Here is a 22,153-nt window from a genome sequence, read left to right as displayed (position 1 = left end):
CCCAGCCTGAAGGCGTGGGGATTCTTGGTTCAACGAAACCACTTAATCAAAGTACCTTGCAGTGCTTTAACCAGAGGTGGGATTCTCCCCAAGCGTAAATTCGGATATGCCCTATCCTATTCGCATGAATGCGAGTTCTTTTTTACCTGAAACAAATTTGTTTCAAAAAACTGGTTGTCTAGTCCCAAGAATCTTTTACCAACTGCTGGGGGAAACTAGAACTGTGCAGTAGAACCCTATAGATTCAATTGTCAAGGTGAGCGCGTTTTGCCGTTAGGCGACTAGGTTTTTAGACAGGTTGTTTACCTTTCCTGTTACCGAAAATAGTAGCACAATCAGATGTTAATAGACAACCTACAACCCAATATAAAGCCGTCCTATAAGGACGGGGTTTTAAACCCATTTTTCTGATAAAGTTAACTGATCTGTTCACTCGCACGGCTTAACATGGCTTCATGAAGATGATCATCATGCAGACGTTCCTGAATTAATAACTCCCGTGCTTGTTCCTGGGTTTGTTCAATCAGATTTTCTTCTTCCGCCGCCCGGTTTCGCATGGTTTCCTGGACGTGTTCTTGGTGTTGACGATCTTGAACCAAGAGTTCCCGTGCTTTGTCTTGCATAGTCATGGCTAGATTCTCCTAATTCCTGTTCAATATTTCTCTATCTAAAATTTTTACATAATTTTAGCAAAATGTATCATAAGTAACAGAAATTTTTATAATTTTAGTAAATAAGTATTTCGACTCATCCTGAATAACTCTAACCCCAGTAGTATCCCCCAACGCTTCGGATAGCTAGAAAGTCCAAATAAAAAAATTTTGCCGTACCTATTGAGAATACTTTGCATTTGAGTTATGCTGATCACTATTGGTTGACGGGTAAAAGTAATGGATTATCCCTAGGCTTCCCGTCTCTGTTAGTGAAAATAGATTTCATTTGAGTAAGACTTATGAACTCATCTCATCTTGACGAAAGGGCGATTTGTGAGGTTTTTGGAATTAACTGGGTAGACCGTTGGCTTGTTTATAAACGATTACAAGAGTTAGAGATTCCCTGCTGGTGTCGAATTAACCAACCATTACAGGTTCAAATTAATACCCCAAAAGATACAATTCAACTCTTGAGCGTCCTCCGACAATTCAGCCAGTCTCATCAGAATTTAGTCGAGTGCTTAGAACACTGTTGGCATTGTCATTCGATTTGAAATCCCAAAGTTTTTTAACGTTTTCTCGAATTTTCTGATAAACAGATATTGACTAGGCGTGAACTTTTTTAAGTTTGTCTATCGCTGTTTTCCCTTAAGTACAGTTTGAAATTTTACTGACCCATTACCTTTAGTAAACTCATGTGTAAATCCAACAAAAGCTATACAGAATTTAACTTAACAGGAACGATAAAAAATGTGTGGATAAAAGCGGATAAACCTAAATTAATGACGCTACAAACTCCTGTAGGATTATTGCTGATTAAACTGTCTAAAGCAGCGCGGATGATGGGGATTTCTAATTTAGCTCCGGGTAAGGAAGTGCGTGTCAAAGGTCAGAAAAAACAAGATTTTAAAACCGGAAAGATTAAATTAAAAGCTGAACAGATACTTCCAGTTTTCCCACCTATATCAACTTTAACTCCTGTATTCTATGATGAAAGCAAAAAAACTGCCTCTGAGGATTTAGTTCTTTCATATCCTTTGAGTGTTCAAACTTCTAATAGTTTAAATTCCCCAATTCAGGAAGACTGTGAAACCTCGGAAATTTGCTCTTTAGTTATTCCCGGTGAACCTGTACAACAGCCTGCGGTTAAACCCGCCAAAATCTTAATCTGTCAAAAATCCGATTGTCGTAAACGCGGAGGCGATGAGATTTGTACCCTATTGCAACAAGAGTTAGCCCAACGGGGATTAGAAGATCAGGTAATAATTCAAAAAACAGGATGTTTGAAAAAATGTAAAGCTGGCCCGAATTTGGTGATGTTACCGGATAAAACCCGTTATAGCAAAGTTGAACCGGAAGAAATTCCGGCGTTGATTGAGCAACATTTTTGAAATTATTTAGGATACGGGAGATCAAAGAAACGTTCATCTTACTTGTTCTTAGACAAAAGCGTGCTTTGCAAGAAGAACAGAAAAAACAACAAGAAAATCAAACACCTAGCTGAAAGAAATAGGGTTTCTGTTTTAAACTCTGATTTTTTCACAAACCTTTTTTGCGGAATGATCTGAAGTTTTTTTTATAAGTAAAGCTAATAGATTATAGATACTTGTTTTAAATTTTAAAAGAATTCGAGAAAAATCGGATTTTTTATTGAAAATGGCTTGCAATTACTTGACGAAACCAATGGGTTTGAGATAGACTAAAAAAAACGCACCCAAGGGCTTATTGTGTCTATCAGCAAAAATAGAGGCTGAAACCCTTTAAACTCGTTCAAGATTGAGAAAATTTAATCGGTTTATAGCTACTGCGATGCACGAGTTTTTTGGACAAAAGGATAAGTCACGAGTTAGGGTATTGACAAAATCAATAATTTGTGCATCAGTCAGAAAATCAAGTTTCACGGAAAATTAAAAATTGGGTTGCTTGCGTGTCCCAAGTAGTGACAAGAAACGTTAGTCTTGCTTGTTCTTCTCCTATAATTTGGAAATTAACCCGTTATTCAAAAGTAGAATAGGAGATAACAATGCCTCCAGAAATTAAGATGAAACTTTCAGCAATCAAGTTTCTGCCTCAATCTGAGGAAGTTGAAGTTAACCAGTCTAATTCTAAGGAACAACGATATCGAGATCGAGAAGAACGGAAATATCTTCAGGGTATCTTTGCCGGGTCAGATGAAGATGCGAAGGGAATTGCGAGAGTTTGGTTTTGTTCCGATGAAGAAATTGAAGTAGCCTGGACTATTGCTCAAGAAGGAAAAGGTATTCTTGTTGTTGGCGATTATCTTGGGGAAAAGGAGATGAATTCTGGCAAGAAAACTATTGGTTTAGAAAATGCGCGAATTGCCCGTTATGATGCGAATGGAAAGTTTGAGCTTACAATTCCAGGTCAATCAGAACCTGAGATCCTAGAAGGAAATCCAGAAAATCTAGTAATTTTAGAAGTAGTGGGTCGTGTCGTGTTGATTCAACCCTCTATGTCAACTTCCAGTGGTTCTGGTCATCAATCAGGTCTTAGGCAAAGGCACGCTTTACGAAGACAACAACAAGAAAACCAAACACTTAGTTGAAAGAAACCCGGTTTCTACATCAGAATTTATATTTCATTTTCAACATTTCAGGAGAAACCCGATTTCTGTAAGCGACAAACCACTTTATATTAAATATTCTTATTGGCACATTACTTTTCTTTTAAATTTTAAAACAATTTAAGAAAAATCGGATTTTTTATTGAAAATGGCTTGCAATTACTTGACGAAACCAATGGGTTTGAGGTATACTAAAAAAAACACACCCAAGGGCTTATTGTGTCTATAGGTAAAAATAGAGGCTAAAACCCTTTAAACTCGTTCAAGATTGAGAAAATTTAATCGGTTTATAGCTACTGCGATGCACGAGTTTTTTGGACAAAAGGATAAGTCACGAGTTTGGGTATTGACAAAATCAATAATTTGTGCATCAGTCAGAAAATCAAGTTTCACGGAAAATTAAGAATTGGGTTGCTTGCGTGTCCCAAGTGGTGAGATGATTGAGATGCAGTCTGAGGGGAATTCCAGAGCCAATTCTGGCGTAGAATCTGAACTCGTTGAGATTCGATGCTTCGGCACTCACGCACTCACTAAAATTTACAGATAACAATAATTATGGCCTCACTTGAAGAACTTTGCATAAATTCGATCCGCTTCCTTGCCATTGATGCCGTAGAGAAGGCAAAATCCGGCCACCCTGGATTACCGATGGGTGCTGCGCCGATGGCATTTGTGTTGTGGGATCGGTTTATGCGGTTCAATCCCAAAAATCCTAAATGGTATAACCGCGATCGCTTCGTCCTGTCAGCCGGTCATGGCTCAATGTTGCAGTATGCCCTGCTGTATCTGATGGGATACGATAGCGTTTCCTTAGACGATATCAAACAATTTCGTCAGTGGCATTCTCAGACTCCGGGCCACCCAGAAAACTTTGTTACCGCCGGGGTTGAAGTCACCACTGGCCCATTAGGTCAAGGGATTGCCAATGGTGTTGGGTTAGCTATGGCCGAAGCCCACATGGCTGCGACCTTCAATAAACCCGATGCCAACTTAGTAGACCATTATACCTATGTGATTTTAGGGGATGGTTGCAACATGGAAGGGGTTTCGGGTGAAGCCTGTTCTTTAGCCGGACACCTGGGACTCGGTAAATTAATTGCCCTCTACGACGATAACCATATTTCCATTGATGGAAATACCGAGATTTCCTTTACCGAAGATGTCAGCAAACGCTTTGAAGCCTATGGTTGGCACGTTCAGCACGTTGAAAATGGCAACACCGATTTAGATGCCATTGCAGATGCCATTGCCAAAGCGAAGGAAGTCACTGATAAACCGTCTTTCATTAAAGTCACCACCATCATTGGCTATGGTTCTCCCAATAAACAAAACACTGCGGGAGTTCATGGAGCCGCGTTAGGGGGAGATGAAGTCGCAGCCACCCGTAAAAATCTGGGTTGGGACTATGAACCTTTTGTCGTTCCCGATGATGCCTTAGCTCATTTCCGTAAAGCCGTTGAACGCGGGGCCAATTTAGAAGGAGAATGGAGCAAAACTTGGGAAAACTATAAAGCCAAATATCCCCAAGAAGCTGCTGAATTTGAACGTCGCATCACAGGAAAACTCCCCGAAGGTTGGGAAAAAGCCCTACCGACCTTTACCCCCGAAGAAAAAGGTAAAGCCACCCGTCAATACTCAGAAGGGGTTCTCAATGCCTTAGCCCCGGTTCTGCCAGAATTGATTGGAGGTTCGGCGGACTTAACCCACTCCAACTTAACGGAAATGAAAGGGTTTGGTAATTTCCAAAAAGGACAATATCAAAACCGTAACCTGCGTTTCGGTGTCCGTGAACACGGAATGGGTGCAATTTGTAACGGAATTGGTCTGCATTACTCTGGTTTAATTCCCTATTGCGCGACGTTCTTAGTGTTTGCGGACTATATGCGGGCGGCGATTCGTTTATCTGCCTTATCCGAAATTGGGGTGATCTATGTGATGACCCACGACTCCATCGCCCTTGGAGAAGATGGCCCCACCCACCAACCCGTCGAAACCATTGCGTCCCTGCGGGCTATTCCTGAGTTGTTAGTGATGCGTCCGGCGGATGGAAACGAAACCTCTGGTGCTTATAAAGTCGCCGTTGAAAATCGGAATCGTCCTACCTTGATTGCGTTAACTCGTCAAGCGTTACCGAACTTAAACGGTAGTTCCGTTGATGTGGTCAGCAAAGGCGCTTATGTTCTGTCTGACTCGGAAGGCACTCCCGATTTAATTTTGATCGGAACTGGAAGCGAAGTGTCTCTGTGTGTGGAAGCCGCTGCTAAATTAACGGCTGAAGGCACGAAAGTTCGGGTGGTTTCTATGCCCTGCTGGGAACTGTTTGAAGAACAAGATGCCGCTTACAAAGAATCTGTGTTACCTAAAGCTGTGACAACACGGTTAGTGGTGGAAGCCGCCAGCCGTTTCGGTTGGGAACGCTATATTGGCGATCAAGGCGACATGATCAGTATTGATCGCTTTGGTGCTTCTGCTCCGGGTAACGTGTTGATGGAGAAATTCGGTTACACCCTTGAGAATGTTTTAGACAAAGCGAAAGCCTTATTAGGTTAAGCCTAAAGTTTAAGGGAATAGGAAACAGAGAACAGTTCTGTTTCCTATCTTCTTCTTATTGAGTGTGGTAGATAACCGCACTTTTTTTATTGAACTTGAGCACCATGAGAACGAGGGTCAACCGCACTGGGTTTATCGGGAGTAATAGGGGAATTAAAGGCAGAAACTTGACCTGTTGATTGAGTATAGGGGAGAGGATTTTCAGCGATTAAAGCGTCTAAATTTGCCTCTAGGATATTGCGGGGAATTTCACCAATAGTTTGTGCAATGGTATCCGCATTTTGATTCAAATAAACAAAATGAGGAATTCCATCAACTCGATATTTCAGCAGTTCAGGCAACCATTTACTATTATCTACATTCAACATAACAAAATTCAGTTGTTCAGCATATTGCTGTTTAATTTCATGCAATTCTGGCGCCATCGCTTGGCAACTGGTACACCAATTAGCATAAAATTCAATTAAGGTGGGTTTTCCATTCCTCAAGGCGACATCCATCGGAACAGATTCTTCTGCGAGTTGAGGAAGAGAGGTTGTAGTCGCATCCATCCGTACCCCCAGGAAAACGGCTACAGCCAAAATAATCGCAGCCATGGCAATTAAAAAGTTTCTAATGCGTTTGGCTAAATCGGAGGGTTGAGTTGATGTTGTTGAATGCAATGGATTTTCGTTCATGTTCCTAAATTAAAAAATGATCACCTATCCTAGGAATGACACAGGAGACAGAAGCAGAAAGAATTCACGGCTGACTCTGACTCCTGGCTTCTGATTATTTTAGTTTAACTATATTTTTCTGAAAATTTTTAACAATTCCCTTGAAGTTGCAGTAAAATAGGATCAAAATAAATTAGCTCTAAAAATAATCCCAAAAAGTGTAATAGCTATAAATTCGTAATTCGTAATTCGTAATTCGTAATTCGTAATTCGTAATTCGTAATTTTTAATTTTATAACAATGAAAAAAAGAGTCACTTTAACCTTTCCTAAACGCTCTATTCAAATGCCGATTACCTATCGATTGGCGAAAGATTTTAATGTGGCTGCTAATATTATTCGGGCTCAAGTCGCCCCCAATCAAGAGGGAAAATTAGTGGTAGAATTGTCAGGGGATATTGATGAACTAGAAGCCGCTATTGAATGGATGCAAACTCAAAATATTGGGGTTTCTTTAGTAGGACGAGAGATTTTAATTGATGAAGAAAGTTGTGTTGATTGTGGATTATGTACTGGAGTTTGTCCGACAGAAGCCTTAACGCTCAATCCTGAAACCTTTTATTTGACGTTTACCCGTTCCCGATGTATTGTTTGTGAACAATGTATTCCCACCTGTCCCGTTCAAGCGATTTCTACGAATCTCTAAACGGGAATTCAATACAAAACTTGTTTTTTCTCTTAATTTTTCAATGAAATCACAAAAAGAACTAACAATTATTACTTGGGTTTCCTTTGGATTACTGCTCCTAACTTGTCTTCATTTTGGTTGGTTTTTATTTGAATCTCATCTATATTCTATAATTTCAGGTATAATTTTAGCCTTAATTTGGGCAGTAGATTTATTCTTTACGATTCCGCTTAACTTTTTTCAAAATATAGTATTAAAATGGATTAGAACTGATCTAGGAACATTCTTAATGATTGTTTTTATCTCAATCTTAGGTGTGTTTATGGTCACTTGGCTACAGATTTCGATTAATATTTTATTAATGCTTTCAGCCACAGCATTAGCGAGGTTAGAATTGCAAACCTCCAGATTTAGTAATTGGCAATCTTTTATTATTTTATCGATATTATCTACCTTTGGTTTAACATTAGGATGGGTACTGAATTATTATTTTTCTGTAGATCATTTAGAATTCCAATTGTGTTTCCCCTTTGATTTAGGATGTCTTGAAATTCCCTATAGTGCAGAAACTCCACCTGCTCAAGAGTAACAAGGGTTAAGAGATTAATGTTATTGGGTGCGTCAGCTTGACGCTAACACACCATTTTTATTATTTTAAATCTAATAATCCACTACTTTTGAGTTTGGGATTAAAGCGAATTTCTTCTTGTAATCCCCGTTCTTGGAGTTGAGTTAAAATTTCTTCTTCCACACGACGAGCAACTTGTTTTAACAGTTTTTCTTGACCGATTTCATCGTTTTTTTCATAAGCTATTTTTTCTTCGGCTGTCATTAAAGGTTTGACTTGAATGGGATGATTCCACAGCATTTCATCTTCTGCATTTCCCAGAGGAATTGAACCATTTTCAGTAATCCAAGCTGCTTTAATTTCTTCTAAAATTGTTCGATTTGGACGAGTAATTGTTTGTAACTTCAGCCAATAACAGCCTTGATATTGCCGAACAAAATGTTGCTTTAAACTTAGATAAATATCTCTGGAATATCCGACATATTGTAAGATTTTATCTTGATTAAAAATGGCATAAACACCAATTTGACCCTGAAGCAAGTCAAGGATTCTGCCATTTTCATCCAAATAGGAGATATAGTCTAAACTATTAAGAGGAGGAATTTCAGTTGGATTAGTCATTGATACAAAAAACGCTTTTTTCCTAATTTTAAATGGATCAGTACCGATTTAATTATACCGTTTTATTGAATTCTTTTTAACGGCGATTAAATACATGAGGAGAAAAATTTTCCCATTCAACTCAAATATCTGTTATCTTGGATCTTAAAACTCTGCTGAATAACTGGCGAGTCGTAAACTTCTGGAAATCTCAGAGTTGCCTGGTTCAAGACCATACTCCCTCAGTCAAATCTGTATAAAAAAACTCAATGTTTACACAAGTGCATTTAACAGAGCGACATCATCATATCCTGTGGGCAACGATTCGTCACTATATTGCGACGGCAGAACCTGTTGGCTCTAAAGCTTTGGTGGAAGAATACAACCTCAAAGTCAGTCCCGCCACCATCCGCAATAGTATGGGGGTCTTGGAACGCGCCGGACTCCTGTATCAACCCCATACCTCCGCCGGACGAGTCCCCTCGGATTCGGGTTATCGAATTTATGTGGATAAATTAATTACGCCTTCAGAAACCGTAGCCGATGAAGCGCTGCAATTATTACGGGAACAACTCAGTTTAAAAAACTGTAGTTTGGAGGCAATTTTGCGGGGTGCATCGCAAATTTTATCAACGTTGAGTGGGTATATTACCTTAGTAACATTACCCCAACGAATTACAACCCGGTTGCGACATTTGCACCTGGTTTCGATAGAACCCGGAAAAATTATGTTAGTGGTGGTAACGGATTCCTATCAAACCCAATCGAGTTTGATTGAATTATCGTCTCCGAATTACCCTGCTAATTCTAACACAATGGGAGTTAATCCGCTACCCGAAAATCCAGAAGTTTTAGAACAAGAGTTACAATTAATTTCTAATTTTTTAAATGCTCAACTCAGAGGAAAATCTATTTCTGAACTCTCCACTTTAGATTGTACAGAATTAGATCGTGAATTTCAACGCTATTCGGATTTTTTACGCAAATTATTAACGGATTTAAGTCATCGTAGCCAAACCCCAGAATATACTCGAATTCTAATTAGTGGAATTGCGGAAGTTTTACATTTACCCGAATTTTCACAATTGCAACAGGTGAAAACTTTAATGCACTTATTAGAAGAAGAACAGGAACAATTGTGGCCGTTAATTTTTCCCCCGTCCCAAACTGAACGGGTTACAGTTCGGATTGGGACGGAAAATCCCTTAGAACCCATTCAAGGCTGTACTTTGGTTTCGGCTCAATATCGACGGGATAATATTCCGGTGGGAAGTGTGGGAATTTTAGGCCCGACTCGGATGATGTATGAAAATGCCATCGCCGTTGTTGAAGCCGCTGCTGATTATTTGTCGGAAGCACTGAGTTAATGTTTAATTTCTATATTTATGGTCGGTTTAGAATCCTTAGAAAATAGTTTATTTTCCTTTGTCCATCTTCTAAGATTTGGCTTAGAAGCAATTTCGGCTTTTTGCGTCTTTTTAGGATTAATTACCACCTTAAAAATTGCCTTAAAAGCTTTCCATCGGCGGCTAGTTTTTCCCTTTATAGAGTTACGTCTCCACTTTGGAACGTGGTTAGCCTTAGCCTTAGAATTTCAGTTGGGTGCGGATATTGTTTCTACCACAATTACACCCTCTTTTCAGGTATTAGGACAGTTAGCCGCAATTGCTGTGATTCGGACATTTTTAAATTATTTTTTGAATAAAGAACTGGAAAGTGAAACTAACTTTCAGAAAAAGCTAGAGGAGAAATCTTCTATTCAGAAATTATAGAATATAATGGTGAATTCTGACCCTTTAACCATCGCAGAAACAGCAATTATCGAGTTTGAACGTTCAAAAGTTCCTGGGGTTTGGACGGGACTCAATAAACAGCAAATTATTGCCGAAATCCGCTCACGTCTGCTAAATCCCTTTAACATTAATCAAGGTTCTCAACCCTTTTGTGGCCCTGCTGCTATTATTTTTGAATTGGCTCGAAAACATCCTGCTGCTTATATTCAACTCTGTCGAAATCTGTTTCAAATTGGTGGCTTTCATACCCAAACCAATCGTTGGATTCCTTCACCTGTCTATTTACAACAGAGTCAAGTTAATGTTAAGATCCCTCAAGTGGATTGGATGGTATTATCGACATTAAGAGAGTCGGAAAATCTGATTTTTTCCGTTGACCCTAATGCTCCTCAACTCTTCAGAAATTTAGCGGGAATTACAAAGCCTTGGGAAATCGGCGGATGGACTCAAGAAATTTTAGGCTATCAAACAATTCATTATCATTATGCTTATTTATTCGGAGATTTAGAAGCGATTCAAAAGGCAAATCAAATTGTAAAATCTGGGGGTGTAGCCTTTGGATTAATTAATGATTTTGGCTTACTTTTGAACAAACCTCCTGTTTTTTCCTATCCCAGTCATTGGGTGGCTTTGCTAGATGAATTAAATATTGATTACCCTAAGAATATGATTGAGTTTAATCTATTTACTTGGGGTCAACAGATGCAGATTAAGGTTGATATAAAAACCTTTAAAACCTATTTTTGGGCTGTTGTTACTGGGATTTAGGTTAAACAGCAACCTAGTCCCAGAAACCCAGTTTCTAAATTCCTATTAATGAATTGGTAATAATCCGTTTAACGCCTAAATTAACTAAAGTGTTAAAATCATTGAGATCATCCACTGTCCAAACCACAATATCGACCCCTTGATTTTGACTTTGGGTTAGGATTTCTGGATGTTGTAAGACAACAGGATAATGGATGCTTAAAATCGAATTTCCTTTGTTAATTGCTTTTTGAAGCTGTTCTTCAAACTGATTAAAAGCAATTAAAAAATATCCGAGGGTTATTTCGGGATGCTGGTGACGAATTTGATCTAAAAATTTTTCATTAAAAGAAGTCATAATTGATTTTTTAAGGATATTATTTTGAGTTACAAATTCTCCTAAGTTTTGAACTTCTTCCTCTGACCATTGATGATTAGGTTTAATATCAAAATATAAAAAATCCTTAACATTTTTAAAAGTAGCGATCGCATTTTCTAATGTAGGAATACTTTCTCCCGCAAATCGTTCAGCAAACCACGAACCTGCATCTAATTCTTTAAGTTCTGCAACGGTTTTCTCGGAAACTTTACCGGATGTTCCCGTAATTCGATTTAACAATTCATCATGAAAAATCACCGGAATTCCATCCGCAGAAACTTGTACATCAAATTCCAGAGAATTTGCCCCCTGTTGTAAAGCGGCACTAAACGCAACCAGGGTATTTTCCGGCGCCATAACTGAAAAACCCCGATGAGCAATAATTTCTAAATCCATCATTTTACCTCTATTTCTATAATTATTATTTTACCATCATTTGATCTTTTAAAAACGCTTCAACGGTTTGATTAAAACAATCAGGTTCAACTAAAAATGACCAATGATTACCTGCCACCCGTTCAATTTTTAACTGGGTTAAATACTGTTGATAAGGTTTTAATTGCCAGTCCATCCGATTAACTCCCTTTTCCGGTTGAATTAATAATGTGGGAATATTAATATTTTCTGTTAACCCTGGAACTTCCATCACCTGTTCAAAAATTTCATTTCTAGCCGGAATTCCAAATTTACTTCCCCAACTTCCATCAGGTTTTTCCTCTATTCCAGCTTCAAATAATTCCTGTTGTAAATCACTCCATCCTGCAAATTGAGCTAACTGTTTAGCTTGATTTTCCGTCTGTTCAAAACTAGCAAAGGGGCCGATTAATTTTAGACAATCTAACTGACGATACAAAAGGGGTAGAGTTAATTTAAACAAACCGGGAAGTTTCATAATAAAAATTGGATCAACTAAAATCATACTATTAAATCGTTCAGGATTCTGTTTTGCCCAAATCGCTGCCATTTTACCCGTCCAAGAATGTCCTAAAATATGGGCTTTTGACCAATTTAGATGCTCCATTAAGGCTTCTAAATCTTCAATAACCTCAGTAAAGGTATATCCCTTTTCCGGTTTACTACTTTCTCCATGTCCTCGCATATCTGGTGCTATAATATGATAGCGATCGCTCAATTTCTCTCCTAACTTTTTCCAAACCAACGCTTGATCTGCTAACCCATGTAATAATAAAAGATTTGTATCCGACGAACCATTAACCGCAGAATTCCATTCTAAATAAGAGAGGTTAGCCGTTGATAGGGATAAAGTTTTTCTAATAAAACTCATAGTTTTACCCTCTGAAAATAATAAATTGGCAAACTGGATATTTTCAGTATAAAGGATTAGATCTCTCTATATCAATTTGCACCGAGGTTGTAATATCTTATCCTAGGGGTTTGGTTTCCAAACCCAAGGCGCAAAGAGGGTTGGGATACCCAACCCCTACAGAACTTTTTCATAAATCATTTAAGATTGCTATAGCAATCCGCGCCGAGGTTATAATATTTTATCGTAGGGGTGATGTCCCTCCAAACCCAGGCGCAAAGAGGGTTTGGAAACCAAACCCCTACAGAACTTTTTCATAAATCCTACACGGATTGCTATAGTATAGGGTGGGTCATTAGCAAAAGCTCGTGATTTCAGCGATTAAGTTAGGGTTTGTTACTGATCCTGGGTTTAAAAACTATAAAATTTTAGGTAAAATATGAGATAATAATATTAATATTCTCTTAATTTTATTTTGTCAAACACAGTTAGACATCATGCAAGCATCTACAGATTGGCAACAGGTAAAAACTGCCTTTAAAAAGATTTGGGGTTATGATGATTTCCGACCTCCCCAAGGGGAAATTATTAAAAGCTTGTTAGACTCTAAAGATGCCTTAATTGTTATGCCAACGGGAGGGGGTAAATCCATCTGTTTTCAACTTCCAGCCTTATTAAAAACCGGATTAACTTTAGTGATATCGCCCCTAGTGGCATTAATGGAAAATCAGGTTCAAGAACTTCAAGATCTAAAACTTCCCGCCGCCTTAATTCATAGTCAATTATTGCCCCAACAACGTCGGAATACCTTACGTTTAGTTGAACAAAATCAATTAAGACTTCTCTATCTTTCTCCTGAAACTCTATTAAGTTCTCCCGTTTGGAGTGTTATTTCTCAACCCCAGGTTAAAATCAATGGTTTAATCTTAGATGAAGCCCATTGTTTAGTCCAATGGGGGGATACCTTTCGACCCGCTTATCGACGTTTAGGAGCTATTCGGACAACTTTATTAAAACTAAAACCTGCGGGAACAAAAATAGCGATCGCAGCCTTTACAGCCACCGCCGATCCTGATGCTCAAGCTATTATTAAACAGGTTTTAAACCTCAAAAATCCTCAACAATTTCTCCTCAGTCCCTATCGATATAATTTAGAATTAAACGTTAAAACAGTTTGCACTCCCAGAGGACGAAAACAACAATTAATCCAATTTATTAAACCTCGAAAAAACCAAACAGGTTTAATTTATGCCCGCACCCGTAAAGACTGTGAAGAATTAGCCCAATGGTTACAAACTCAAAATTATTCAACCGTTGCTTATCATGCGGGTTTAGGTTCAGATGAACGCCGGAAAATTGAAAAAGATTGGTTACAAGAAAACATTAAATTTGTGGTTTGTAGTAGTGCCTTTGGCATGGGAATTAATAAAAGTAATGTTCGATGGGTTGCCCATTTTCAAGCTCCGTTTTTATTATCAGAATATATTCAAGAAGTGGGACGGGCGGGGAGAGATGGTCAACCTGCGATCGCATTAACAATTATTAGCGAACCTACCGGTTTTTTCTATCCTGAAGATAAACAACGCCAAAACTATTTAAAGGAAAACCTACAAAAACAATATCAATCAGCTAATCAATTAATTAAGAAACTTCCCCTAAAAGGAAATATCGAAACGGTTTCTGAACAATTTAATAATAGTGCGGTCGTCCTTTCAATTTTACACGCCCAAGGACGCTTAATCTGGCGTGATCCGTTTCACTATGAAATGCAATCTAAACCTGCTAAATCAACTTTGGATATAAATAATAAAGCCATTCAACAAATGAACCAATACTTAAAAACTCGTCAATGTCGGTGGCAATTTTTATTACAAGCGTTTGGATTCAATTTAGATCATTCTTTTAAAAGATGCGGTCATTGCGATCGCTGTCAACCCAAAAAATAGTAAAATAAGCTATTCCTCAACCCCATTAACCGAACTCAAACAATGGAAACTAACACCGCCGAACAACACCGTCTGAAAATGCAGCGTCGTAAAGAAGTTCAAGATCAACGGGTAGCAGAACGAAATCAAACTAAAGGATTAATTATTGTTAATACTGGGCACGGAAAAGGCAAAACCACCGCTGCTTTAGGAATGGTGTTGCGTTCCCTCGGTCATGGCTATCGAGTAGCAATTATTCAATTTATTAAAGGCGCTTGGGAACCCGCCGAAAAAGCCGTTTTTAGTAAATGGCCTGAACAATTAGAATTTCATGCGTTAGGGGAAGGCTTTACTTGGGAAACCCAAGACCGAGATCGAGATATTGAAAAAACTCGTGAAGCGTGGAATTTAGCCCTTTCTTTTATTAAAAATCCTGAGTTTAAATTAATCTTACTCGATGAAATTAATGTAGCGATGAAACTGGGTTATTTACCCGTTGAAGAAGTTTTAGCTGGACTTGCAGAGAAACCCCAAGATACTCATATTATTTTAACGGGTCGAGGGGCACCTCAAGCCTTAATTGAACAAGCAGACCTGGTAACAGAAATGTCCCTGGTCAAGCATCCCTTCCGCGAACAAGGGATTAAGGCTCAACCTGGGATTGAATTTTAAATTAAATCTCGTAGAGACGCGCCATGGCGCGTCTCTACATGGCGCGTCTAATTAAAAACCCGGTTTCTTTAAGAAACCGGGTTTTTGAGGTCGTTATATTTAACTGGCTAAATATTCCCGAACTTGAGCTTTGCGACGACGCAGATGGTTTAACGCTTGGTTTTCCAGTTGACGAACCCGTTCCCGGCTAATGTTCATGCGAACACCCACTTTAGACAGGGACATCTCCTTACCATCTTCTAACCCATACCGCAGGGTAATCACTTCCCGTTGCTGAGGGGTCAAGTCCGCCAGTAAATCTTTCAAGTCCTGACGCAGTAACTCTTGAGTCACAAACGTATCGGCGGAGGTGCTTTCATCTTCCAAGAGATCTTGCAATTCCGTATCTTGATTATCTCCCACCCGCAAATCTAAAGACACCGGATGACGAGACGCCAACAAATAATCTCTAATTTGGGCAGGATCTAACTCTAGCGCTTCTGCAATTTCCGCCGCCGTCGGGTTACGGCCTAATTTCTGCACTAAGTCCCGTTGAACTTTTTTAATTTTGTTCAGTTTTTCGGTAATATGGATGGGCAGACGAATGGTGCGAGAATTTTGCGCGATCGCACGGGTAATGGCTTGGCGAATCCACCAATAGGCATAAGTCGAGAACTTATAACCCCGCATGGGATCAAATTTTTCCACACCTCGTTCTAAACCCAGGGTTCCTTCTTGGATTAAATCCAAGAATTCCATATTGCGTTTTTGGTATTTTTTAGCAATGGACACCACTAAACGCAAGTTCGCCTCAATCATTTTTTGCTTGGCTCGGCGTCCTTGCTCCAGGGTGGTTTGAAGTGCAGCTTCGCTCATCCCCACCGCGTCAGACCACTCGTTCTGGCTCGGTTCCCGACCCAGTTTTTCTGCGAGAACGTCTTTCGCTTCCAACTGTTGCATCATCTGTTGCACTTGTTTGCCATAGGTGATTTCTTGTTCGCGTGTTAGCAAAGGGACGCGGCCAATTTCGTGCAAATAGGTGCGAACGGTGTCAGTGGTGGCAGGTCGAGCGTTTTTGGAAGCCGCTTGATCTTTGTGTTTGGTGTTGACAGTTGGCATGGGTATGAATTACACTCCTAAAACAGAATTTACAGGGGTAGCAAATTTTCCTCCTCTATCTACAGGAGGTTTTACAGGACTGGACAACACAGGTTAAGTGGGTTTCAGTCGTAGGGCTGGTTCCAAATCTTGTCTTGCTCTGTAAAAAGTAAAAGTAAAGGTGAATTCTGTCTTATCCGTCTTGTCGCTGCGATTGAATGGTTTTCCTCTAGGGTCTAGGGCTATTATTTCCTTTATAGTGATCGTTTTTTCCTAGTTTTCCCTAAAGCTGAATGACTCCATCAGGCTGTTAGGTTGCCAACCGAGGCTCGGCTTTAGACAGAGAATCCGTGTTGATTTTCCTCTTTTCTCTCCCGCTTCCTGATTCTAGGAAGCTTAAGATTGTTTACATAGATTTACATCTCTCAAAATTATGACATACAACTAGGGGTGAAAGTCAAGGGCTTCAGGGGAGAATTTACCATTATAGCAACTTTTACTTTTGTTTGAATATTTTGATCATGCCCTATTTCTTTTGATAATACAACTGTAGTAATTGAGTAATAACCGAACTTGGGGTTATCGGTTATCAGTCATCAGTCATCAGTCATCAGTTATCAGTTATCAGTTATCAGTTATCAATCATCAGTCATCAGTCATCAGTTATCAATCATCAGTTATCAGTCATCAGTCATCAGTTATCAGTCATCAGTTATCAGTTATCAGTTATCAGTTAAGAATTTTAAAAGCTTTTACCTTCTGCCTTCTACTATAAGTTGAAAAGTGCATCCAAAGTTGGTGTTCACAAATTCCCGAAACCCAAAATTTCCGATAAAAATGCACTTTTCAACTTCCACTATTCCCCAGTTTCAGAGGGATGTTTAAAATCTTTACCAACAATAAAGCGGTTTGTATTTAAAGGATAAGTCTTAACATAAAGTAGGCAACCTGTTGCTGAGGAGGGGCTATAGGAACAATCCGGTGGATATCTAAGCCAACTTCCCGTCGGGTAACTTCCCCAATCATCACTCCAAGTTCCTTCGATCACAAAGATTTCTTTGACCTCAGACTCAACAACGTTTGACAATTTTGCGCCCGGTTGCCAACGTTCAATCGAGACTTTTTCAGGGAAATCCGTTTGTTCATAAACAGGTTTCACTTCAATTTCAGGAATTACATGGGATTCCCAAGGTAAATCATAAATATTAACTCTGACTTGCTGACGAGTTTTTCCACCATGTTGCCTTAGTTTAACAAAGGTTAAACACCCTTGATCACTATAGGGACGATGGTTAAACCCTTCAGGATTAAGCATATAAGTTCCGGGCGGATGCACGCCTGTTTCGTCCGCAAAGTTTCCTTGAAGTACCAAAATTTCTTCTCCACCAGGATGTCCATGTAGGGAGAAAAAACCACCGGGATCGAAACGAGTTAACATGGTTACCGGATGTTCTTGAACTTGCTCATCGGACTCAAAACAGCCAAACCAGATTCCGGTAAACTCTGTTTGATGCCAAATTAATGAAGTTGGTAATACAGCTACACGGCTCAATAAGTCAGTGTAAGTTTTTTGAGGTTGCCATTTAAGTTGGGAAGACGCCATTGTCAAATCTAAAATCATGTACTGGATGAAAATGAATTGTACAATAGTTTAGTCCAATTGCTAAAATCCTAAATCATCTTTTGCTAAAGCTGCTGCTTTTAATACCTTTTCATCGGGCATTTCTTTCCAGTCGGTTTCTCCAATTTCTTGATAGAAGGTTTCATCATAGGGACGAGTACGAACCACAACAGGCATGGGGACAGCATGACCTAACACTAAGGCTTGTTGTTTAGAATCTAATTTGGATAACACAGACCGCAAACTTTGCGCCCCAGAAACCCCGGTAAAAATCGCATCAATATCCTTATCATCATTGAGTAAAGCGGTAATTCGGGTTCCCACTTGCGACATCACTTCCGCATCAATTCCAGAGGGACGTTGATCGACAATTAATAAGGTTACAAAATATTTTCGCATTTCTCGCGCAATGGTTCCAAAAATCGTTGAACGCACAATTGCAGGGTCTAAAAAACGGTGAGCTTCTTCAATGGTAATGACTAACTGTGTGGGACGATCTACGGGATTTTTGGAGGCTAAAAAATTCTCGGCTTTTCTGACATAAGCTTGGTGAATGCGGCGAGTAATCATGTTAGTGACTAACATATAAGATAGCATATCGGATTGGGAACCAAATTCAACCACGACATTTTTTCCCGCATCCAAAGATTGCAAAATGCGATCGACATAATTCGACGGACAAGTCGGACGCATATATTTTAAATTATCCATCCGCATTAATTTTCGTTGCAGCGACATAATCGAACCTTTATGTCCTCGACGTTCATCACAAAACAGTTGGATTTCTTCATTCGTCATGGATAATAATTGTGTTATCCAATCTTTCCCAAATTCACTGCGGAGAATATTAGCATTATCAATGGTCGCTTCGGAAAGATTTAATTCCCGTTGCACTAACATAATATCTTCGACTTCAATTTGATTATAACTCAAATACAATTCTTGAGCGTCTTTAATTCCCCTTCTGCGGGTTGATTCGGGATCAAGGGTATACACTTCCACTTGACCCGGAAATAGTTGTCTTAAACCTTTAACCGTACTAAATTGTTTACCTTCTGATACGGCTTCCCAACCATATTCCGAGTGCATATCAAAGATTAAATTAACCGCCGCTTTTTTCTTAATAATTCCTGATAATAATAATCGCGTTAAAAAGGATTTTCCCGTTCCCGATTTTCCAAATACCCCATTACTGCGTTCTACAAATCGATCTAAATCTAAACAAATGGGCACATCCATATCCAACGGTTTTCCGATGGCAAAATTGCGCCGTGTGGGGTCATCTTCCCAACCAAAAATAATTCTAAAATCCCGTTCACTGGCTTCATGAACTTGGGAAAAATGAACCGGAATGGTTTTTACAGGTAACAGTTCAATTTCTGTACTATTGGTTTGGGGTTGAAAAGAAGCGATGGCGGCTATGCCATTATTAAGAGGGCGAGAAGACCTCGCCCCTACCTGTTGTTGCGTGGCGACACGAATGAGTTCTTCTTCTTCGGAAAATTCCCGACTCAACATTAACATCGGACTCAATTCTATGGTTCCGTAGGTGCTATTTCCGGCTAAAATTGCTTGTAAAAAATCATCATCCGGTTGAGGAGGGTTAGCAATAATTCGGGCGCTGGAGGTTCCCAAGGATACATCGGTCAGCAAACAGAAAAAATGCGATCGCTTTCCCCGCACCACTAAAAATTTTCCCACCCGCATATCCTCGACAGACACATCAGGATGTAAGCGAACTTCTAAACCTTTTGTCAGGGAACCTTGAATGACAGAACCCAGGGGTTTCTCAGTGGTCATAGTTCAGTTTTTGGGGGGTGAGCAACGGGGAACTTTCGTTACGCATTGGGGGTTTATCGGGGGTTGTTGAATTGTTCATGATTCAACATTTTGACCTCAAATCAATTGCAACTCACAATTTCCCTATCAATAATATCTACTGTTTGTTGTTTTCCGTCAAGGGATTAATTGTTGTCAACTTGGAGTTGGTTCTCAAAGTTGTAGGGTTGAGAGGGCTAAAGCCCTCACTACGGTTTGTTGATTCTCAAAGTTGTAGGGTTGAGAGGGCTAAAGCCCTCACTACAATTTTTAGGATGAAAAGCTATAAATGGTTTGGGGTTTTAACTGTTGACAAATGGAAGAAGGGAGTTGAGTCATCGGAAATTGTTTATGCTTGAGTTGTGCTTGTAAATTTGTCAGGGGATCAACCCCAGAAGAAATCAAAAATTGTAATTTTTGCAGATGGGGCCATTGAGTAATTTGATCTAAAATTGTTGTAATCGCTTTTAAGTAAGGATGATCCAATTGTTGATACCAGTGGGGATCAGCAACTCCGGCTTGATCAAAGCCTAAATTAATAATTAATAATGCTTGATCAAACAACGCGATCGCCACAGGTCGAGCTTCTTCTTGGAGTAATAAATCATTGGTTTGGGCTAAAAATCGTAACTTTTCTAACCGTTCATAACGACTTTGTACCGAAGTAGGATGTCTTTGTCGTTCGAGATATTCTTCTTCTAAATTCAAAGATGAGGGTTGAGGTTCATCCCAATTAATTGCAATCGTAATTAAGTAAGTTTGTAATAATAAATGCCCTAATTTTTGAGCTTTAGTTGCTAAATAAACCGTATTATAATCCGTTGCTTCAATAATTAACGGAACTCGATCTACAATTTCAATTCCATACCCCTTTAACCCAGCAATTTTTCGGGGATTATTGGTAATTAAGCGAATTTGCCTCACGCCTAAATCATTTAGCATTTGCGCCCCCATGCCATAATCGCGTAAATCCGGGGCAAAACCTAAGCGTTCATTGGCTTCTACGGTATCGAGTCCAATGTCCTGTAAAGAATAAGCTTTAATCTTATTAATTAATCCAATTCCTCGCCCTTCTTGTCGTAAATAAACAATCACTCCCGACCCGGCATAATCAATCATTTTCATCGCCGTTTGTAACTGCATTCGACAGTCACAGCGCATTGATCCAAAGGAATCTCCCGTTAAACATTCAGAATGAACTCGCACCATCACAGGCATTTCTTTAAATTGTTCAGGATCACCTTTAACTAAAGCAATATGTTCGGTATTATCTAAAGTATTGCGATAGGCATAAATTTTAAAATCGCCAAATTGTGTCGGTAATTTAGCAACACTTTCTCGATAAACAAAACGATCATGTTTGAGGCGATAACTAATTAAATCTGCAATGGTAATTAATTTTAAATGATGAACTTTGGCATATTCCAATAATTCAGGAAGTCGCGCCATTGACCCATCGGAGTTTTGAATTTCACAAATCACACCCCCCGGATATAACCCCGCTAACCGAGATAAATCAACGGCGGCTTCCGTATGTCCGGCCCGTTTCAATACCCCGCCTTCCTTGGCCCGCAGGGGGAAAATATGACCCGGACGTCGTAAATCTTCGGGGCGAGTCCCTGGGTTAATGGCAATTTGAATCGTTTTAGCCCGGTCATCGGCGGAAATTCCCGTTGAAACCCCCATTTGAGGCGACGCATCAATACTAACGGTAAAAGCTGTTTGATTCGCATCGGTGTTTTTCGTCACCATTAACGGCAAGTCTAACTGATCGAGACGTTCACCCGTTAACGCTAAACAAATTAATCCCCGTGCATACACCGCCATGAAGTTAATCATATCGGGTGTGGCAAATTGGGCAGCACAAATTAAGTCGCCTTCGTTTTCGCGGTGTTCATCGTCAACCACCACAATACAACGCCCCGCTTTGAGATCTGCTAAGGCGGCTTCAATGGTGTCAAATTGGAAGGTGGGAGGGGTGTTTGTTGGTAGCACAGACTCGCTCAAAATCGTTTTTTCATCAACGCTTCTTTATTGATTGTAACGCTGTTGAACAATCGAGATCACATTTCTATCGTGTTAAAGCGGATTTTTGAATCTCAGCCTATGGCGAGTCGTGCTAACCTAGAACTACTGGAAAGAACAATGGCAGAAGCTGAGGCTAATGCTGAAGCTATGCAAGCTAGTATTCAAGAAGTTAAGAGAAATTGGAACTTACTATGATGAATCAACCTATAATTCCTAATGTTGAAGTTAGATTGCATTCTGCTACTAAAATGCGAGATTTATGCAAACGTATTGATACAAATATTTTAGATTTAGATGAACTAATCTCACAGTTAGAAACGGATATTCGCAACAGTTCTTTAACCGCTTATCGTTTAGGAAAGTCACAGAAAACTATATAACTATCACCTTCACGCTCAATGATAGCCGTAAATTTTTGGGTTCGGATCATTTTGTTTTCCCCTGGGGATATTTAACCATCAAAAATGTTGAGTTGGAGGGAATTGTTTAACTCATTAGTTATTATAGATCCGATTTTAAATTAAATCAGTT

21 protein-coding genes are annotated in these 22,153 nt (G+C 39.4%); 12 read left to right on the top strand and 9 right to left on the bottom strand.

From position 1 onward, the window contains the following. Positions 1–416: 416 nt before the first annotated feature. Complete coding sequence (locus IQ236_RS02360; protein ID WP_193867793.1) at positions 417–629, bottom strand: hypothetical protein; 213 nt, start codon at positions 627–629, stop codon at positions 417–419. A 323-nt stretch (positions 630–952) separates the two neighbouring features. Here IQ236_RS02360 and IQ236_RS02355 point away from each other — a divergent pair, with 323 nt between their 5' ends. The 4 genes from IQ236_RS02355 (at position 953) to tkt (ending at position 5,787) form a co-directional block, all read left to right on the top strand. Further along, positions 953–1,207, top strand: coding sequence for an Asr1405/Asl0597 family protein (locus IQ236_RS02355; RefSeq protein WP_193867792.1), 255 nt, complete (start codon positions 953–955; stop codon positions 1,205–1,207). Between the two features lie 141 nt (positions 1,208–1,348). Further along, positions 1,349–2,044 carry a (2Fe-2S) ferredoxin domain-containing protein gene (locus tag IQ236_RS02350; RefSeq protein ID WP_228041381.1) on the top strand — a complete coding sequence of 232 codons (696 nt, stop codon included), beginning with the start codon at positions 1,349–1,351 and terminating at the stop codon, positions 2,042–2,044. A 632-nt stretch (positions 2,045–2,676) separates the two neighbouring features. After that, entirely contained in the window at positions 2,677–3,219 is a 543-nt protein-coding gene (locus IQ236_RS02345) for a hypothetical protein (RefSeq protein WP_193867791.1), read from the top strand. Between the two features lie 573 nt (positions 3,220–3,792). Then, complete coding sequence (gene tkt / locus IQ236_RS02340; protein ID WP_193867790.1) at positions 3,793–5,787, top strand: transketolase; 1,995 nt, start codon at positions 3,793–3,795, stop codon at positions 5,785–5,787. Positions 5,788–5,873: 86 nt separating this feature from the next. On the opposite strand, the gene IQ236_RS02335 is transcribed toward tkt, so the two are convergent. Then, a complete protein-coding gene (locus IQ236_RS02335; RefSeq protein WP_193867789.1) occupies positions 5,874–6,464 on the bottom strand; it encodes a thioredoxin family protein in 591 nt (196 codons plus the stop codon). A gap of 279 nt (positions 6,465–6,743) precedes the next feature. On the opposite strand from IQ236_RS02335, the gene IQ236_RS02330 reads away from it, so the two are divergent. Next, complete coding sequence (locus tag IQ236_RS02330; RefSeq protein ID WP_072720928.1) at positions 6,744–7,148, top strand: NIL domain-containing protein; 405 nt, start codon at positions 6,744–6,746, stop codon at positions 7,146–7,148. 43 nt (positions 7,149–7,191) lie between these two features. After that, complete coding sequence (locus IQ236_RS02325; RefSeq protein ID WP_193867788.1) at positions 7,192–7,719, top strand: hypothetical protein; 528 nt, start codon at positions 7,192–7,194, stop codon at positions 7,717–7,719. Positions 7,720–7,779: 60 nt separating this feature from the next. Here the strand turns inward: IQ236_RS02325 and IQ236_RS02320 are convergent, their stop codons facing one another. Then, positions 7,780–8,319 (bottom strand): GIY-YIG nuclease family protein, encoded by a 540-nt coding sequence (locus IQ236_RS02320; RefSeq protein ID WP_193867787.1) that lies wholly within the window; start codon positions 8,317–8,319, stop codon positions 7,780–7,782. 248 nt (positions 8,320–8,567) lie between these two features. Between IQ236_RS02320 and hrcA the strand changes: the two genes are divergently transcribed. The 3 genes from hrcA to IQ236_RS02305 are packed head-to-tail and all read left to right on the top strand — an operon-like array spanning position 8,568 to position 10,859. Next, the gene (gene hrcA / locus IQ236_RS02315) at positions 8,568–9,665 is read left to right on the top strand and encodes a heat-inducible transcriptional repressor HrcA (RefSeq protein ID WP_193867786.1); all 1,098 of its coding nucleotides are present in this window, start codon (positions 8,568–8,570) and stop codon (positions 9,663–9,665) included. A gap of 18 nt (positions 9,666–9,683) precedes the next feature. Beyond that, positions 9,684–10,070 (top strand): DUF1622 domain-containing protein, encoded by a 387-nt coding sequence (locus IQ236_RS02310; protein ID WP_190520677.1) that lies wholly within the window; start codon positions 9,684–9,686, stop codon positions 10,068–10,070. 6 nt (positions 10,071–10,076) lie between these two features. Continuing rightward, entirely contained in the window at positions 10,077–10,859 is a 783-nt protein-coding gene (locus IQ236_RS02305) for a hypothetical protein (protein WP_193867785.1), read from the top strand. Positions 10,860–10,893: 34 nt separating this feature from the next. Here IQ236_RS02305 and IQ236_RS02300 read toward each other — a convergent pair whose 3' ends face one another. Together IQ236_RS02300 and IQ236_RS02295 are read right to left on the bottom strand one after the other, a co-directional pair. Beyond that, the gene (locus tag IQ236_RS02300; RefSeq protein WP_228041380.1) at positions 10,894–11,616 is read right to left on the bottom strand and encodes a glycerophosphodiester phosphodiesterase; all 723 of its coding nucleotides are present in this window, start codon (positions 11,614–11,616) and stop codon (positions 10,894–10,896) included. Positions 11,617–11,638: 22 nt separating this feature from the next. Continuing rightward, positions 11,639–12,502 (bottom strand): alpha/beta fold hydrolase, encoded by an 864-nt coding sequence (locus IQ236_RS02295; RefSeq protein WP_193867784.1) that lies wholly within the window; start codon positions 12,500–12,502, stop codon positions 11,639–11,641. Positions 12,503–12,978: 476 nt separating this feature from the next. On the opposite strand from IQ236_RS02295, the gene IQ236_RS02290 reads away from it, so the two are divergent. Next, entirely contained in the window at positions 12,979–14,427 is a 1,449-nt protein-coding gene (locus IQ236_RS02290; RefSeq protein WP_193867783.1) for a RecQ family ATP-dependent DNA helicase, read from the top strand. Positions 14,428–14,469: 42 nt separating this feature from the next. After that, entirely contained in the window at positions 14,470–15,078 is a 609-nt protein-coding gene (gene cobO / locus IQ236_RS02285) for a cob(I)yrinic acid a,c-diamide adenosyltransferase (protein ID WP_193867782.1), read from the top strand. Between the two features lie 99 nt (positions 15,079–15,177). Here the strand turns inward: cobO and IQ236_RS02280 are convergent, their stop codons facing one another. The 4 genes from IQ236_RS02280 to ribBA form a co-directional block, all read right to left on the bottom strand. Next, positions 15,178–16,176 (bottom strand): RNA polymerase sigma factor, RpoD/SigA family, encoded by a 999-nt coding sequence (locus IQ236_RS02280; RefSeq protein WP_193867781.1) that lies wholly within the window; start codon positions 16,174–16,176, stop codon positions 15,178–15,180. Positions 16,177–17,011: 835 nt separating this feature from the next. Continuing rightward, positions 17,012–17,758: a cupin domain-containing protein gene (locus IQ236_RS02275; protein WP_193867780.1), complete on the bottom strand. Its 747-nt coding sequence runs from the start codon at positions 17,756–17,758 to the stop codon at positions 17,012–17,014. A 60-nt stretch (positions 17,759–17,818) separates the two neighbouring features. Continuing rightward, positions 17,819–19,576, bottom strand: a complete 1,758-nt coding sequence (locus IQ236_RS02270) for a helicase HerA domain-containing protein (RefSeq protein WP_193867779.1) — start codon at positions 19,574–19,576, stop codon at positions 17,819–17,821. A gap of 288 nt (positions 19,577–19,864) precedes the next feature. Continuing rightward, positions 19,865–21,589, bottom strand: coding sequence for a bifunctional 3,4-dihydroxy-2-butanone-4-phosphate synthase/GTP cyclohydrolase II (gene ribBA, locus IQ236_RS02265; RefSeq protein WP_193867778.1), 1,725 nt, complete (start codon positions 21,587–21,589; stop codon positions 19,865–19,867). 227 nt (positions 21,590–21,816) lie between these two features. Between ribBA and IQ236_RS02260 the strand changes: the two genes are divergently transcribed. Then, positions 21,817–22,002, top strand: a complete 186-nt coding sequence (locus tag IQ236_RS02260; RefSeq protein ID WP_228041378.1) for a hypothetical protein — start codon at positions 21,817–21,819, stop codon at positions 22,000–22,002. Positions 22,003–22,153: the final 151 nt, after the last annotated feature.

The sequence above is a fragment of the Planktothrix mougeotii LEGE 06226 genome (assembly GCF_015207485.1).
Taxonomy (GTDB): Bacteria; Cyanobacteriota; Cyanobacteriia; order Cyanobacteriales; family Microcoleaceae; genus Planktothrix.
This window is presented reverse-complemented; position numbering and strand designations above follow the sequence as displayed.